Source organism: Hyphomicrobium sp. MC1, assembly GCF_000253295.1.
Taxonomy (GTDB): Bacteria; Pseudomonadota; Alphaproteobacteria; order Rhizobiales; family Hyphomicrobiaceae; genus Hyphomicrobium_B.
Map to the genome: position 1 here is coordinate 1,480,089 of NC_015717.1, position 16,052 is coordinate 1,496,140.

Sequence of the window (16,052 nt, forward strand, 5' to 3'; positions counted from 1 at the left end):
GCTACGTTTCTCCGTCGACACGAGTATGTGGGCTTTCGCCTTCGGCATCGTCCGCCTGCCATCATGCCCAACGACCATACGATCGTGGCGATCTCAAGCGCGCATGATCGAAACGCCGATCGGCACGCTTGTGGACGGGATAGCCGGCAATTTATCCTGCGCGAAGTGGCGCAGCACCCGGGTCAGCCCCCGAACTTCGTAAATAAGCTCCTCGCCAGCAATGCGGAAGCTTCACTCTGAGATTGTTGCGTATTTTATCTGCAACTTTTTGGCGAGCAAGGCTCGGCAGTAGAAAAGAGCGTTGAGGGTACGCGGCCGGTCAAGGCCCCCGGTCTATTCGAGGAATAGCGGCTCAGGGTGCGCAGCGATCAAGCGGCGATGTCGAGCGTGCCGAGAACCCACTTCTCGTACTCATCGCTCAGATCCTGCAGCCACTGCTTGGGCACAGTGTCGATCTTCTTACTGCCGTTGTTCGCGCGGACAGGAAGCGTGACGAGGATCTGCTTGTAGCCATTCTCCATCGGGGGCGAGGAGATCGTGCCGCCGATGTGGCCAATCGAAAGTGCGGCGCGGAGATAGTCGCTGGCGCGCTTCGGCGCGGTGTGCAGTGGTGCCGTAAAGAGCACGCAATCCTGAATCGCACGCTGAGGTTCGCAGTTGCGCAATTCGAACTGGAGTTCCACGCTGGCGTCTTCGCTGTTGTGCGTATCGCTCTTGATGTTGACCTGAACCGTGCTGCCGGACGACGGCCAGAGGCTCATCGGCTCCATCAGCTGAATCATGATCTTTTGCATCGTCGTCGGGTCGGCAGCGACGATCATCTCGGGCTTATCGGCATTGACATAGATCTGCTGCGCGCCAATCTCACGATTGATTGCTTCCGCGCACGACGTCACGATCGAGACGATGTCGGCGTCGTGACCCGGACCGATATCGGCATGCAGCGTTTCGCGTGACAGTTCTTCAGAAAGATCGATGGCGCGCTGGGTTTCTTCGACAGGAATGCGCCAGTGGTCGCGAATACGAAGCTGCGACCAGAGTTTCTGTGCGGACGGGCGCCACGACGTCTCGGCGATCGCATCCTTCAAGTAGTGGTACATCGTCAGGGGGGCGTTGTTATACGGCAGTAGCCCCGAGAGCATCGCAAGATCGTTCATGCGATCGCGCAGCAACGTACGATGCAACGCGCTGAGCTTGTCGCGCAGAAGCATATCGTATTCGTTCTTCAGCAGATAGAACGTGATCGCCTGCTCGATTTCGGCTTCGAGAACGCGCAGGTCCCAGGGTTTCGAGATGTAGCGGAGGATCTCGCCCTTGTTGACCGCATCAATGGCGCTGTCGAGATCGGCGTACGCCGTCGTCAGCATGCGAATGATATCGGGCCGTTCATTGCGGATGCGGTTCAGCAGGCTGACGCCGCTGCGGCCGGGCATACGCTGATCGGAAATGACCAGTCCGATGTTGTGATTGCCGGACAGGATCAAGGTTTCGGCTTCGTCGGCGCTTGTCGCAGTCAGTACATCGTACTTCGCGCCAAACGCCTTCTTGAAGTATTTGACCGCCTGCGGTTCATCATCGACGATGAGAATCTCGACGGGCTGGTCAATACGAAACGACTCCATGGGAGACCTGGTCTTCTCTTTCCGACGCGATCGGCAAGTTGAAACGGAACTCGGTCCACTCTCCAAGACTACTCTTAACACTCAGTGAACCGCCGTGGTTGGCGATGATCCGGTGGCTGACCGCCAAGCCTAAGCCCATGCCTTCGCCGACGTCCTTGGTGGAGAAGAACGGATCGAAGATCTGGCTCTGGATTTTCGGGTCTATGCCGGTGCCGTTGTCGCGGACGGAAACGATGATTTCGTTGCCTTCGACGGCTGTCGTGATCGAGATTTCAGGCTTTCGCTGCTCTTCGACGGTGCGGACGGCCGCCACGGCATTGACGATGAGGTTGACCAGCACCTGCGCGATTGTGGATTGCGATCCAAAGACCTCGCCTTGCGCGGCGATATCTTTCTTTATGGTTATTCCTTTCTGAACGTGTGCGGTGAAGCGGAGCGCGTGGTCAATGGCGGATTCGATATGGAACGGCCGCGGATGCTCGGGGCGGTGGGGCGCCGTGAAGCCGCGAAGGTCGGTCACGACGCGATGAATGCGATCGTAGCCGGCGTGAATGTCCTTCAGCGTGTCGGCGGTATCTGGATCGGATTGAATCGTCGGGTCGCGGGCGGCGAGCTGCAGTGCGGTACCCATGAAGTTCAGCGGATTGCCGATTTCATGCAGCAAACCGGCGGCCATCGTGCCGAGCGCGCTTAGGCGTGCGTTCTGAACGAGGGCAGCCTCGGTTTCACGCAACTGCTGCAAGCTCTGCTTCAACTCGGCGTTGGTTCGGTGCAGGTCGCTTTCGAGCTGGGAAGCACGGATGAGGTTCGCGATGCGTGAGCGGACTTCCAGTCCGCTGAACGGTTTGATCAGGAAGTCGTCGGCGCCGTGCTTCAGCGCGATGATCTTGGCGTCCTCGTCGACGCGGGCCGTCAAGACGATGATCTTGATGGCACGCGTTTCCGCGCGCTCTTTCAGAGACCGGCAAACCTCCAAGCCGCTGACGCCGGGCAGCATGACGTCAAGCAGGATGAGGTCGGGTTTTTCCTGCTTGGCTTTTTCCAGCGCGCTGATGCCATCGGGGGCTTCGATGACGCGATAACTTTCGCGCAGCATCGATACGAGGTAGCGGCGCATGTCGGGCTCGTCGTCAACGACGAGAAGGAGGGGAAGTTCGGATCGTCCGTCGGGCTGGTTGGCGGCGTTTGACGCCGTCGGATCCGACGTCAAGCTGGGGTTCTCGGAAACCATTATTGCTCGCGCGGAAGCTTTGCGGTCGAAGGCCCGCAATGGATCGTCAGCGAGGCGATCAGGCTTCTCTTCGGAGTTGGTCATGTCAAATTGCGTATCCTCTAGGGCGTGAGGAAAACGTAAAACAAATGTCGTGCCGTGGCCCGTATCGCTTGTGGCGGTGACGTCGCCACCGTGGCGGGTCATCAGCTCGCGTACCAATGCCAAGCCGAGCCCGAGACCCTGATGGCGCCGCGTCGCGGAGCCATCGACCTGATAGAAACGATCGAAAATATGCGGAAGCTGCTCGGCCGGGATGCCGATGCCGGTATCTGAGACTTTGACCGTCACGAAGTTTTCTTCGCGGACTGCTGAAATATCGATCCGGCCTTCGGGCGGCGTAAACTTGATGGCGTTGGCGATGACGTTGCTGACGATCTTCTCAAGCGCATCCTGATCGGCGTTGATCAGCAGGTCGCCTGGCGGTTCCTGCAGATCGAGATGAACGCCTTTTAGCGCCGCGAGATGCTTCATCGAGGCAGCGGTGTGCTTCAGGAAGTGGCCCATGTCGATCGGCCTCTTCGCGAGCGTAGCCCGACCTTCCTCCAAGCGAATGAGGCTCAGAATGTCGTTGACGAGGCGCAGCAGTCGCAGCGCGTTGTTCTCGATCACGTCCAGGAGCTGCTGTGACGATGGGCCGAGACGGGCGGCGTCGGACTTCAGCTTTTCGACAGGCGCGAGAATGAGCGTCAGCGGTGTCCGCAACTCGTGGCTGACGTTAGCGAAGAACTGGGATTTGAGGCGGTCGAGCGCCGACAGCTCCTGATGCTGGGACGCCAGCTTGTACTTTAAGCGGAATTCGTTGAAGCGCCGCCGGTAGTTGAAGTGAACGGCCGTGACCGAGATGATGCAGGTCAGGACGAGAAAATAGAGGTTGTTCAGAAGCGTATTGGTGGTGTCGTGGGCGCTCGGCACGCGCGAACAGGCGATGATGTAGATGCCCAGCGTAGAAATGCAGAGCAGGGCCGCTTCGAACGGCTGCATCGGCGCCAAGACGCCGACAGCGAACAGAATAAGAAACAGGCCGTTGTAATAGGTCGAGTTGGCGCCGTCTGTGATGCCGATGATGACCGCGATCGAGGCGACCGCGATCAGCAGGCCCGCCATCGTCAGATAGCGGACGTAGACAGCCGATTTTTCCCAGAAGTGCAGGGCATAGAGAATTGCGATCAGCCCGGCCGCGACGAGGCGAATAACGGTCAGCGTTCCGAGCTGATCGGCATAGGTAATGCGATCGAGCGCAATACCCGCAGGTATGAGGACGATGCCAAGGATGCAGGCGACCTTCGACTGCCTTAGCCGAAGCTCGTGCTCCTCAGCCTCGAAGGCGCGTCTCAGGTCGGTGCGGTCATCCATGCGGTCAGACGAGTGGTTTGTCGATCTCCAGGAATACGTTGATACCCGTGTCGTCTGTATAAATCTTTAGCGGACCGAGATCCGGTGCAAGTCTTTCCATGTCTGCTTCGTCGCGCAGAACCAAGTGCCATTCCATGACGTGCTCCATCAATCCTTTCACAGGGTTTGACGAATGCACATTTGTGACAATCACCCGGCCGCCGGGTTCGCACCACTGGTAGAAGAGGCGTACCAATTTGGTGCAGACGCGATCGGAAAGGTAATCAAAGAGGCCGGCGCAGTAGATGATGTCATAGGTTTTGGCAGCTTCGGGCAGCTCGATGGCCTGCCGAAGAAGCTCCTGCACGGTCTTGAGGATGTAAGTGACCTTCGGCGGATCGTCCTGACTGTCGGTGATCGCCTCGATCTGATTTTGGGCATAGGCAAGCGTCTCGGCATTGAAGTCGAGCAAGTCGAACGAGAAACGCTTGGCTTCCTTGTTGTTGGCAAAGAACAGCTGGAGTTCCTGAACGGGACCGCAGCCGACATTGAGGACACGCACTTCTTTGTTGGCGGCTACCGCGTCCTCGGCGGCCTTCGACAGCATCTTTTCGAGCATATAGATGCGGTTGCGATGGGCTTCCGGCGGGCCGCCGTTGAGCAGCCAATCGTTGATGATCTGGCCGTACGTCGTCTTGCCGCCGCGCTCCTTGCGGAACATCATGTTGACCATTTCGTAGTCGCCCGCATAGCCAAGCGGCTTCGAATAGACGCGATTGAAGAAGGGCGAAGCCATCATCAACGGCAGAAGATCGCGCTGGGCGAGCTGTTTGTGGTTTTCGACTTCGTCGGCTTCGAGCTGTCGGCAGGCCTTTTCAAGCTCAAGGAAGAGCTCGGTGATACGCGGCATCACTGGCGCCTTGATTTCCTCAAAGCGTTCGGCATCGAGCATCGCATTGCCTGCGCCGGGTTCGCCTTCGATGGCCAGGTCGACCTGGTCGAGCCAGAAGCTCAGGTCGCTCAGAAAAGACCGGAGATCGGCGACTTTCAGCTGGTAGTTCGGATCGAGCTTGTTGACTCGTTCCCATTCTTCGACAAAGCGCCCGACTTCCGATCCGAGCCCGGCGGGGTCGGAGATGATAGTGTCGATTGCCGACCATTGATTGACCAGCGTTGCTGAGACAACCACCAAGATGCTCGTTGTAACGACCCCCGTTACGACGGCGTCTCCCTGGTAGACCAGGTTCTTGCCGCGGCGCACCTTAAGGTCGCTCAATACCTCGCTCGTCTGGACGGGCGAAAATGGATTGTAAATCTCAAAAACAATGTTACGCCGCGACAGCTTTCTGAGGGTGCCCCGGAAAATAGTACCTTGGCTACTTCTAAAGGAAACCGTGCGATCAATATCTCGCTCGATGCGCAAGGGGTGTGCTCCTACAACTGAACGATGTGGACTTCGCGAACGTAAGGTTACCACAATCGTTCAGTTTTGCGCCGCGTGATTTAGAAACAGTTGAGATGATTTCTAAGCATCAATGGCTTGGAGGTACATCTTTGCTACGCCTCCTTAGGGAGGCACACCGTGAACGTTGATTTGCACAAATTTTCATCGCTGGAAGTCAGCAGCTCGCCGCCGAAGGCCCAAAGGGCGCTGCGGATCGTCCGCCACGTCTGATGATCCTCCAGAGTGCCAGGCACATCCTTGGCCGGCACGCTGAGCCGCACTTCGTTGTGTGCGGCACCGCAAAAGAGTTCGATCTCAGCCGATGGCGTCGACTGGCGGCCGTTGGCGCCGCTGTTTCGCAGCAGGTTGGCGAGGATGAATTTCATAATCTCGCGCGGCATCCGATAGGTGAAATCGCCGGAGGTAGCGAGCGAGAGGCCTTTGGCGGGCCCTCTTACATTTTGCTCGATCACTTCGTGCAGCGTATCCGCCATGGAGGAGGACTGGCCAGCCGAGGCTTGGACGAGGCCGCGGGCGAGTCTGCCGATCGAATTGGCCATGGACCTGCATTGCTCCACGTCTTGCAAAATTTGCCCCGAGCATGCTGCGATTTTGGACTGACGCAGGCGCGCCGACCAAGATTCGAGGTACGCATTCGTATTCTGCGGCGCTTCCAGCGATCCTTGTCCAGCGAGATGGGCCAAGTGCTGGGCCTCGCTGTGAAGGGATTTCAAAGGTGCGTCCAAACCACCGGCAAGAATGGACAGCAGTGCGAGATTAGCTTCGCTGGCATCGCCGGTTGAGATCGGGCCGACGACGGGTTCTGCAAGCTTGGATGCCGAACGTTCGACGCTCAGCGCGTCCTGCATTGCCGCGCAAAGCTCATCGAGGTTCCAGGGTTTCGGCACGAAGCGGTAGATCGCTGCATCGTTGATGGCGTGCTGCAGATTGTCGATGTTGGCGTAAGCGCTCGTCAGTACGCGGATGGTTGACGGCCAGGACTTGCGGACATCGCTGAGAAAAGAAACGCCGCTGTCGCGCGGCATGCGTTCGTCGCTGACGACGACGGAAATCTCGTCGCCCTCGGACTCGAGAATTTCCATAGCCGCATCGGGACTGCTGGCCGTTCGGACGTTCGCATATTTGCCGACCGACGCCTTGAAGTATTTCAGCGATAAGGGTTCGTCGTCGACAAAGAGAATTGTGGGGTTCTGCTTGTCGCTCGTCTCTGAGCGGTTTGACATGGTTCAAGAGGCCTTGCTTGAGGCGAAGTGTGAAAATGACTTCTGATTTGCGTGCATGCCTTGGATATATATACGTGCCTAGATAATTCAATCTGGCTACTGATATTCAAAATCAATATCGGATTGAATGAAAATTTGAGATGTTGGCAGTCAATCTTAATAGTTTCTGACTGCTATTTTCATAGCGATACAAAATGGAGTTCGGCGTATGGCGGAGGCATACTTCGCTAAGGCGGGCGGAGCCGATGAGCAAGGAACTCGTTAACGTCTGCCTATGCAGCCTGACAGTATCTTTATCTTTTGGAAATTCGGAAATCGCTGTCGTTTCTGCGAGCGCCGACGTGGGCGCTCGCTATCGGAATAGGATCGGGCAGCCGGTCCTCAGACGCTGAGCAGCAGATGTTCTCGCTCCCAAGGGCTGATGACGCGCATGAATTCTTCGAATTCACTGCGCTTCAGGGCCAGATACACGTGGCAGAAACGTTTTCCGAGAATGTCGTGAAGGGCCGTGCTTTCCTCGAAATCGGTCAGCGCTTCGAGCAGGCCGCGTGGTAACTGATGATCGTTGCGGTAAGCGTTACCGACCACGGCTTGGCGTGGTTCAAGCGCATTCTTCATTCCGAGGTAGCCGCACGCGAGGCTCGCGGCGAGTGCCAGATAGGGGTTTGAATCGGCGCCCGCGAGGCGGTTCTCGACGCGCCGGGCCGAGGTGTTGGCGACCGGCACGCGCAGGCCTGCAGAGCGGTTGTCGAAACCCCATTCGACGTTGATTGGCGCAGCTCCATTCGGCACGAGGCGGCGATAGGAATTCACGTACGGGGCAAGCAGGCACATGGCTGCCGGAAGGTACGTTTGCTGACCGGCGAGAAAGTTGAAGAATAGCTTGCTCGGTTCGCCGATCTCCAGCGTGAAGATGTTTTTTCCGGTCTTGGCGTCGACGATGCTTTGATGCACGTGCATGGCGCTGCCGGGCTCATTGGCGAGTGGCTTTGCCATGAAGGTCGCGTAACAGTTTTGCGCGAAGGCGGCTTCGCGGATTGTCCTTTTGAAAAGGAAGACCTGATCGGCGAGGTCGACAGGGTCACCGTGAAGGAGATTGATTTCGAGCTGCGCGGCGCCGCCTTCCTGGATGATGGTGTCGATCTTGAGGTACTGGCGCTCGGCGAATTCGTAAATGTCATCGACGATCTTGTCATATTCGTCGACAGCGCCAAGGCTGTAGGCTTGGCGGCCTGCGCCAGGACGACCGGAACGGCCCGTCGGCGGCTCCAAGGGATAATCGGGATCGGGGTTGGTTTTCGTCAGATAGAATTCGAGTTCCGGCGCAACGACTGGCACCCAGCCTTCCTTGGCGTAGAGATCGACGACGCGCTTCAAGACGTTGCGCGGTGCTATTTCAACCGGACCGCCGCTCTGCCATTGGGCGTCGTGAATGACCTGCGCGGTTGGGCTCGAAGCCCACGGAGCTGGGCGGATGGTTGACAGATCGGGAACCATCATCAGGTCGCTCTCGGCGTAAAGCTCCTGACCGTCTTCTTCGAAACCGACGTAGTCGCCGGTGATAGTCTGATGAAAAATCGATATCGGAAGATGGACCGCATCGAGTTTCACGAATTTCTCAGCGGGCATCGTCTTGCCGCGCGCGACACCTGCAATATCGGGCACTGCACAATCTATTTCTTCGATGCGATGTTCGCGCAGCCAATCCCGAAGTCCTTCAGGAGTGGAGCCGACGCCGAAATCACTTTCCTCGTGGATGGGACGTACTGGTGGGGCGTTCATGGAGCACCTGGGTATTGTTCAACTATATTCGGCTGACGCGTTGTGTTCGGTCTAACGAACGTCATCGCCAAGCGTCGAGGTCATGTGACAGCCATGGCTTTGATAAGGAGGGCTTGCCCTCTAAGTTCAGACATCGGTCAGACGCATTGAGCCGTCGCTCGGTAGGCTAGAAGAGACTTAACCTTTTACATGGGGGGACCTCAATAGCCGCCACGATGACATATCTTATCGCCAAATATCGTTGCCGTCGCCCAATAGGGCGGCGCCCTGACTTGAGATCGGGCAATCGTCCATTGGACGAACGTTTTTCGTTGCGCGTCGCAGTGCAAACAAGAAATCTCCGACAAGCCCCGTTGTGCTTCGCAATTTAAATGCGCAGTATGGTCGGTGTTTAGCAAAACGCTGTGCGAGCGGCGTTGGGTGTGGTCCGGCCGTTTAACGTGGCCGGGTATGGGACTGATCCGTGGAGGATTTCGGATGTTGTGGCTCAGTAAGGCGGCGCGTAGCGTCGCGTACTCTATTGTTGCGGCTGTGGCGACAGTCGGACTCGTTGGCCATCACGCGCAGGCAGCTGATAGAGTCGTAAAAGTCTACAACTGGTCGGATTATATCGATCCTTCGATCCTTACCGATTTCACGAAGGAAACCGGTATCAAGGTCGTTTATGACGTCTTCGACAGCAACGAAGTTCTGGAAACAAAGCTTCTCGCAGGCGGCAGCGGATATGACGTCGTCGTTCCGACCGCATCGTTTCTTTCGCGCCAGATCAAAGCCGGCGTGTTCCAGAAACTCGATAAGGCCAAGCTTCCAAACTTAAAGTACGCATGGCCCGAAGTTTATAATCGTATCGCGCAGTACGATCCGGGTAACGAATACGCCGTCAACTGGATGTGGGGTACCACGGGCGTCGGCTATAATGAAGGCAAGATCAAAGAGCGCATGGCTGATGCGCCGGTCAACTCACTCGATATGATCTTCAAGCCGGAGATTGCCGCGAAGTTCAAGGACTGCGGCATCTATATGCTGGATTCACCGGAAGACATCATTCCGGTTGCACTCAATTACCTCGGCCTCGATCCGAATACGAAAAATCCGGAAGACTTCCAAAAAGTCGAAGATATGCTGCTGAAGATCAGGCCGTATATCAAGAAGTTCCATTCCTCCGAATACATCAACGCGCTGGCGAACGGCGATGCTTGCATGGCGCTCGGCTGGTCGGGCGATATTCTTCAGGCCGCGTCGCGCGCTGAAGAAGCGAAGAATGGCCAAGTCATCAAGTATAATATTCCGAAGGAAGGTACGCAGATGTGGTTCGACATGATGGCGATCCCGGCGGACGCCAAGGATGTCGACGAAGCTCTGACCTTCATCAATTATCTCAACCGGCCAGAGGTCATGGCGAAGGCTTCAAACTTCGTCCAGTATGCGAACGGCAACCTCGGTTCGCAGAAGTTCATCGATAAGAGCGTCCTCGATAACCCGGCGGTCTATCCGGATGCCGATACGATGAAGAAATTGTTCGTCCACTTGACGTGGGATAATAAAACCCAACGTGTCGCCACGCGAATGTGGACGAAAATCACGACAGGCCAATAAGTTCAGGGCCGCGCCAGAAACATACTGGCGCGGCTTTTTCTTTCTTCACTGTCGCCGGTGTCCCGGCGGTCAATTTCGATCGGTTGAAGGGAACTCTCATCATGTCTGTTGCGACTGCTCCATCCCAGGCGAACGCTGCTTCCTCGCAACGTGCAGGTCCGCGGACGGCCGCACCGCAGACCGGGTTCGCGCCGTGGAAGAATCCAGACCTTCCGCCGATGGTTCGCTTCGAAGGCATCACGAAACGGTTCGATGACTTTGTCGCCGTCAATAATGTGACACTCGATATTTATGAGAAAGAGTTCTTTGCGCTTCTTGGGCCTTCTGGGTGCGGAAAGAGTACGCTTCTCCGAATGCTCGCCGGGTTCGAGCGGCCAACCGAGGGTCGCATCATCGTCGCCGGGCAGGACATCACCGACATGCCTCCCTATGAGCGGCCGGTAAACATGATGTTCCAGTCGTACGCGCTGTTTCCTCATATGACGGTCGAGCGCAACATCGGTTTCGGCCTCAAACAGGAGGGGATGCCGAAGGACAAGATCGAAGAGCGCGTCGATGAAGCCATGGGGATGCTTGAGCTTCGTCAGTTCGCGAAACGCAAGCCCAATCAGCTGTCCGGCGGCCAGCAGCAGCGCGTGGCGCTTGCGCGCGCCATCGCCAAGAAGCCGCGCCTTGTTCTGCTCGACGAGCCGCTCGGCGCGCTGGACAAGAAGCTGCGGCAGCAGGCTCAGTTCGAATTGATGCGTATTCAAGAAACGACGGGGACGACCTTCATCATCGTCACGCACGATCAGGAAGAGGCGATGACGGTCGCGAGCCGCATCGCCGTGATGGAGAAGGGCCTTCTTCAGCAGGTCGCGACGCCGGGCGATATCTATGAGAATCCGAAGACGCGGTACATCGCGGGCTTCATCGGCGACGTGAATGTCTTTGAAGGCACCGTCTCGAATGTTTCGGAAGGCTGCGTCGAAATCGATGCGGCGGACGGCTACAAGTTCAAGACAAGAAGTGCAGAGCCCGTGACCGTTGGGCAGAAAGTCGGGCTGGCGCTGCGGCCTGAGAAAATCCGGATCGGGCGTGAGAAGCCCTCATCAGACGTCAACGCCATTCCCGGCAAAGTCGAAGATATCGGCTACCTTGGCTCAATTTCGCATTATCACGTTCGTACGGCTTCGGGCGAACGCATAACGGCGCTTCGTGCCAACGCGGCACACACGGTCGAGCAATCGATCACCTGGGAGGACGGCGTCTGGCTCGATTGGCCGGTCGATGCAGGCGTGGTGCTGACGGGCTGAGGTTGCACATATGCGTTCAAAAACTTCCGATCTGAAGCGCTGGTACGTGATCGGCGCGCCGTTTCTCTGGTTGCTCGTTTTCTTCCTCATTCCGTTCTTTATCGTCTTCAAGCTATCGCTTTCCGATGTCGCGACCGCGATCCCGCCGTACACGCCAACGTTCAGTTGGTCGAAGGGGATCGGCACGTTCCTCTCGCAGCTCGATTTCGAGAACTACACATTTCTTTTCAGCGACTCTCTTTACATCAATTCGTATCTCTCGAGCCTCAAGATCGCGTTCTTTTCGACGATCCTGACCTTGCTTGTCGCGTACCCGATGGCTTACGGCATGGCGCGGGCGCCGAAGTCTTGGCAGCCGACGTTGATGATGCTCGTTATCCTACCGTTCTGGACCTCATTTCTGATCCGCATTTATGCCTGGATCGCGATCCTGAAGCCCGAGGGCTTTCTGTCGTTGTTCCTGATAAAGCTCGGCATCATCAGCGAGCCCTTGCAAATCATGAATACGACGACGGCGGTCTATATCGGCATCGTGTATTCCTATCTGCCCTTTATGATCTTGCCGCTCTATGCCAGCCTCGAGAAGATCAATCCGTCGTTGCTTGAGGCCGCGCAGGATCTCGGCTCGCAACCGTGGCGCGCCTTCTGGCAAGTGACGTTTCCATTGTCGATGCCCGGCGTATTCGCTGGATGCCTGCTCGTTTTCATTCCGGCGGTTGGTGAGTTTGTCATCCCGGACCTGCTTGGCGGCTCGGATACGCTGATGATAGGTAAGACGCTGTGGACGGAATTCTTCAATAACCGCGACTGGCCGTTGGCGTCGGCGGTGGCGGTGCTGCTGTTGCTGGTGCTGATCATTCCGATCGTCCTGTTCCAGCGGCAGCAGGAAATGCAGCGGGAGGCCGGACGATGAAGGGACGCTTTTCCTGGTTCAACGCGACTTCGATCACGTTCGGATTTGCGTTCCTTTACATTCCGATCCTGCTGTTGGTGATCTTCAGCTTCAACGAGTCAAAGCTCGTTACCGTATGGGCCGGATGGTCGACGAAGTGGTACGGCTCGCTGCTTCAGAACCAGGGTCTCAAAGATGCGGCGTGGGTGACCATTCGTGTCGCCATTGTTTCGGCGACAGTCGCGACGGTGCTCGGCACGCTTGCGGCCATCACGCTTGTCCGCATGGGACGGTTCCATGGTCGAACACTTTTTTCGGGAATGATCTTTGCGCCGCTCGTCATGCCGGACGTTATCACCGGCCTGTCGCTGCTGCTGGTGTTCGTGGCGCTGGGCTTCGATCGCGGCTTCTGGACGATCACGATCGCGCACATCACATTCACGATGTGCTACGCCGCTGTCGTCGTGCAGGCGCGCCTGCAGGACTTCGACAAGTCGGTCGAGGAAGCTGCGATGGATCTCGGAGCGACGCCGGTCGGCACGTTCTTTCAAATAACGCTGCCGATCATCGCGCCATCGGTCGTATCGGCATGGTTGCTTGCGTTCACGCTTTCACTTGATGATCTCGTGATTGCGAGTTTCACGACAGGCCCGGGTGCGACGACCCTGCCGATGAAAATTTACAGTCAGGTCCGGCTTGGCGTGACGCCGGAGATCAACGCCATCTCAACGATCCTGGTCGGCATCGTAACGGTTGGCGTACTTTCCGCGGCGTTCTTTACCAAGCGGCAGACGGATCGGGCTGAGCGCGAGCGCCGGAAGGCTTTTGGTGCCACGGGCTGAGTTGCGACGAGCGGGTGGCTTAACGGCCGCTTGGCGGTATTGCTTCTATCCATTGCAAGGGCGGATTCCGATTGCGCGGAATAGGGAGCGGTGCGCGATGCTGGAGATGAGAAGTCGCATTTGTCTTTCGCGCCAGAGCGCGCTAAGCACCGGGCCATCGTGACAGCACAAGATTACATACGTTCCTATTACGCCGCGACGGCCAATGACCAGACGCGCTATCCGGTGCTCGAAGGCACCGTTAAAGCCGATGTCTGCATCGTTGGCGGCGGTTTTTCCGGCGTAGCGGCGGCGCTGACGCTGGCGGAGCGCGGACGGTCAGTCGTTCTGCTCGAAGCCAACCGCATCGGGTGGGGCGCGTCGGGACGCAACGGCGGCCAGATGATCGGCGGCATCAGCGGCGAAGAGGCAATCAAGCGGCAGCTTGGTTCGGCGGGCGCCAAGCTCGTGCGCGATATGCGGTATCGCGGGCATCAGATTATCGAAGAGCGGGTCGCTAAATATAAAATCGCCTGCGATCTGGCTTACGGCTGGATGGAGGTCGCGGCCCGGCCGAAACATATGGATCATATGCGCGCCTACGTCGAAGGCCGGATGAAAGATGGCGACGGCGATCAGATCGAGGTCGTCGAGAAGCATCGGATGCCCGAAGTTCTCGGCACGGAATCCTACTATGGCGGTTACATCGACCGGCGCAGTGGTCATGTGCATCCACTCAATCTGTGTCGCGGGGAAGCAGCGGCGGCGGCTTCGCTCGGCGTCAAGATTTTCGAAGGAACGAAGGTCGTCAATCTGTCGGGCGGCGCAAGGCCCTGGGTTCAGACCGAGCGAGGCCGCGTCGAAGCTGGAACTGTCATCATCGGCGGCGAGATTTTCGAAAAGTTCGGCCAGCCGGGGCTCAAGGGGTTGATGCTGCCCGCGGGCAGCTACATCATCGCGACCGAACCACTGACGGGCTCAGAGACGGCATCCGTCGATCCGCAAAATCTCGCGGTCGCTGACAGTAACGTGGTGCTCGATTATTTCCGGATGTCGGCGGATCGCCGCATGCTGTTTGGCGGCCGCTGCAACTATACCAACCGCGATCCGAAAGATATCGCTGCGGTCATGCATCCGCGAATGGTGCAGGTGTTTCCGCAGCTCAAGAATGCGCGGGTGGAATTCAAGTGGGGTGGGACGATCGCGATCGTCGTCAATCGCGTGCCCGCCGTCGGGCGGCTGTCACCGAACCTTTATTACTTCCAGGGCTATTCGGGGCACGGCGTCAACGCTACGCACATCATGGCCGAAATCGTTTCCGACGCCATTTGCGGTACGACAGAGCAGTTCGACCTGATGTCGCGGATCAAGCATGTGCGGCTGCCGCTGAGCGACGTGTTCGGCAACTACATGCTGGCGCTCGGGATGCTCTACTACCGCATGCGCGATTTGATGTAAGCGCCGCAGCAGCAGCGCCAACTACCAGCGAAGGACGCGCGGTCCGAGCAACGCGCCGAGGCCCGTCATCACCAGAACGCCGATCGAGTACCAGACCGCCAGAAACAGCGGGCTGTCGTCCGGGCAATGCGCTGCATAAAGCGTTGCGGATATGCCTGCCGATAGCAGGCCGCCGACGGCGCCGGCAATGACCGGGTGGGTCGTCGCGCCGTCGCGCAAGGCATAAAGCACGGCGACCAGCGGCGTCAGCGACAGCAGCGGAATGACGATCAGGCAGAAGACGGCGTTGTGTCCGACCATATTGGCGCGCCAGGCATCGCTCGGCAGGGCGAAAAGTTCGAGGAGGACACCGACGGCAAGCACCAGCGGTGCCAGGGCTAGCCACCACATCATTTTGCCCGGCTTAAAGTCCGGCCGCGCCAAGTCGCGAACCAAGAAGAACGCGGGAATGGCGACGCTCAGCGTCAGAACGAATTTGAAAAGGAAGCGCGGCGACGAGGTCACCAGTTCCATGAAGTGATCGCGAATGCCGAACAGACCGTAAAACACGAGGGCCGTGATCAACGTGCCAACGCCGACCGCCGTCGCCAAGGTCTGGGCGACAGGCGGCTCGACGCTTTTGGCGTCGGCAGCAAGGGCTTTGATCAGATCTTCGGTTCTCATATCTTCTTCTCTTGATAGGTCTCCGAGAGGGCCTTCAGGCTTCGGTGCAAAGCGACGCGTACTGCGACTTCCGTCATTCCAAGGCGTTCCGCGACGTCGCGTGCGGAATGCCCATCGATGCTTATGGAACGTACGATATCGCGGTTTTTCTCCGACAGACCATCGAGGATGCGATCCACGTCGCGGGCGTCGATGGAGGCCTGCTGATCGTCGCCTTCGATGTCGAATTCGGTGAGATCAACTGCCACTTCGGGACGTCGGCCGCGACGGCGCAAGTCGTCGATCATCTTGTTGCGCGAGATCGCCGAGACCCAGGGGCCAAGCGGCATCGATTGATCCCACGTATGCCGTTTCAAATGGATGGCAAGCAAAACGTCTTGCACCACATCCTCTACGTCATCACGCGGCACACCGATGCCGGCAAAGCCGCGCCGAACAACCCCTCTCAGAACCATCGACAGTTCGGACAGGAGTTTATGGTAAGCGTTCTCGTTGCCCGCGATCGCCGCGCGCATCAAGGTCGACCACTGAGCGTCTCGAGCCTTTCGGTCCAAAATAGCCCTTCTTCGTCGTCTTCGCTGCTCGTAGAGCAAACGTTACATCGTGAAGAAAATATTTCTGCTGCCGCCG

At 57.7% G+C, this 16,052-nt stretch carries 12 protein-coding genes; 5 read left to right on the forward strand and 7 right to left on the reverse strand.

The window, feature by feature from the left end:
* Positions 1–368: 368 nt before the first annotated feature.
* The 5 genes from HYPMC_RS07190 to HYPMC_RS07210 all read right to left on the reverse strand — a co-directional run bounded on the left by HYPMC_RS07190 (position 369) and on the right by HYPMC_RS07210 (position 8,697).
* Positions 369–1,622: a response regulator gene (locus HYPMC_RS07190; RefSeq protein ID WP_013947202.1), complete on the reverse strand. Its 1,254-nt coding sequence runs from the start codon at positions 1,620–1,622 to the stop codon at positions 369–371.
* Positions 1,603–4,248 carry an ATP-binding protein gene (locus HYPMC_RS07195; protein WP_013947203.1) on the reverse strand — a complete coding sequence of 882 codons (2,646 nt, stop codon included), beginning with the start codon at positions 4,246–4,248 and terminating at the stop codon, positions 1,603–1,605. Before HYPMC_RS07195 ends, HYPMC_RS07190 begins: the two co-directional genes overlap by 20 nt.
* A 4-nt stretch (positions 4,249–4,252) precedes the next feature.
* Positions 4,253–5,503, reverse strand: coding sequence for a class I SAM-dependent methyltransferase (locus tag HYPMC_RS07200; RefSeq protein WP_244420991.1), 1,251 nt, complete (start codon positions 5,501–5,503; stop codon positions 4,253–4,255).
* Positions 5,504–5,784: 281 nt separating this feature from the next.
* Positions 5,785–6,915, reverse strand: coding sequence for a response regulator (locus HYPMC_RS07205; RefSeq protein WP_013947205.1), 1,131 nt, complete (start codon positions 6,913–6,915; stop codon positions 5,785–5,787).
* Between the two features lie 381 nt (positions 6,916–7,296).
* Positions 7,297–8,697 (reverse strand): glutamine synthetase family protein, encoded by a 1,401-nt coding sequence (locus HYPMC_RS07210; protein WP_013947206.1) that lies wholly within the window; start codon positions 8,695–8,697, stop codon positions 7,297–7,299.
* 477 nt (positions 8,698–9,174) lie between these two features.
* Between HYPMC_RS07210 and HYPMC_RS07215 the strand changes: the two genes are divergently transcribed.
* The 5 genes from HYPMC_RS07215 to HYPMC_RS07235 all read left to right on the forward strand — a co-directional run bounded on the left by HYPMC_RS07215 (position 9,175) and on the right by HYPMC_RS07235 (position 14,759).
* Positions 9,175–10,293: a polyamine ABC transporter substrate-binding protein gene (locus tag HYPMC_RS07215; RefSeq protein ID WP_013947207.1), complete on the forward strand. Its 1,119-nt coding sequence runs from the start codon at positions 9,175–9,177 to the stop codon at positions 10,291–10,293.
* Between the two features lie 101 nt (positions 10,294–10,394).
* Complete coding sequence (locus HYPMC_RS07220) at positions 10,395–11,588, forward strand: ABC transporter ATP-binding protein (RefSeq protein WP_013947208.1); 1,194 nt, start codon at positions 10,395–10,397, stop codon at positions 11,586–11,588.
* 10 nt (positions 11,589–11,598) lie between these two features.
* Complete coding sequence (locus HYPMC_RS07225; RefSeq protein ID WP_013947209.1) at positions 11,599–12,501, forward strand: ABC transporter permease; 903 nt, start codon at positions 11,599–11,601, stop codon at positions 12,499–12,501.
* Positions 12,498–13,322, forward strand: a complete 825-nt coding sequence (locus tag HYPMC_RS07230; RefSeq protein ID WP_013947210.1) for an ABC transporter permease subunit — start codon at positions 12,498–12,500, stop codon at positions 13,320–13,322. The genes HYPMC_RS07225 and HYPMC_RS07230 overlap by 4 nt, the downstream gene beginning before the upstream one ends.
* 159 nt (positions 13,323–13,481) lie before the next feature.
* A complete protein-coding gene (locus HYPMC_RS07235; protein WP_024275686.1) occupies positions 13,482–14,759 on the forward strand; it encodes an FAD-binding oxidoreductase in 1,278 nt (425 codons plus the stop codon).
* Between the two features lie 21 nt (positions 14,760–14,780).
* Here HYPMC_RS07235 and HYPMC_RS07240 read toward each other — a convergent pair whose 3' ends face one another.
* On the reverse strand, positions 14,781–15,422 hold the full coding sequence (locus HYPMC_RS07240; protein ID WP_013947212.1) for an NrsF family protein: 642 nt from the start codon (positions 15,420–15,422) through the stop codon (positions 14,781–14,783).
* Positions 15,419–15,976 carry a sigma-70 family RNA polymerase sigma factor gene (locus HYPMC_RS07245; protein WP_024275688.1) on the reverse strand — a complete coding sequence of 186 codons (558 nt, stop codon included), beginning with the start codon at positions 15,974–15,976 and terminating at the stop codon, positions 15,419–15,421. The genes HYPMC_RS07240 and HYPMC_RS07245 overlap by 4 nt, the downstream gene beginning before the upstream one ends.
* Positions 15,977–16,052 lie beyond the last annotated feature (76 nt).

Excerpts from the sequence above, each read along its gene's own strand:
- HYPMC_RS07190 (WP_013947202.1), bottom strand. The coding sequence starts at position 1,622 with ATGGAGTCGTTTCGTATTGACCAGCCCGTCGAGATTCTCATCGTCGAT.
- HYPMC_RS07215 (WP_013947207.1), top strand. The coding sequence starts at position 9,175 with ATGTTGTGGCTCAGTAAGGCGGCGCGTAGCGTCGCGTACTCTATTGTT.
- HYPMC_RS07205 (WP_013947205.1), bottom strand. The coding sequence starts at position 6,915 with ATGTCAAACCGCTCAGAGACGAGCGACAAGCAGAACCCCACAATTCTC.
- HYPMC_RS07220 (WP_013947208.1), top strand. The coding sequence starts at position 10,395 with ATGTCTGTTGCGACTGCTCCATCCCAGGCGAACGCTGCTTCCTCGCAA.
- HYPMC_RS07240 (WP_013947212.1), bottom strand. The coding sequence starts at position 15,422 with ATGAGAACCGAAGATCTGATCAAAGCCCTTGCTGCCGACGCCAAAAGC.
- HYPMC_RS07210 (WP_013947206.1), bottom strand. The coding sequence starts at position 8,697 with ATGAACGCCCCACCAGTACGTCCCATCCACGAGGAAAGTGATTTCGGC.
- HYPMC_RS07225 (WP_013947209.1), top strand. The coding sequence starts at position 11,599 with ATGCGTTCAAAAACTTCCGATCTGAAGCGCTGGTACGTGATCGGCGCG.
- HYPMC_RS07230 (WP_013947210.1), top strand. The coding sequence starts at position 12,498 with ATGAAGGGACGCTTTTCCTGGTTCAACGCGACTTCGATCACGTTCGGA.
- HYPMC_RS07195 (WP_013947203.1), bottom strand. The coding sequence starts at position 4,248 with ATGGATGACCGCACCGACCTGAGACGCGCCTTCGAGGCTGAGGAGCAC.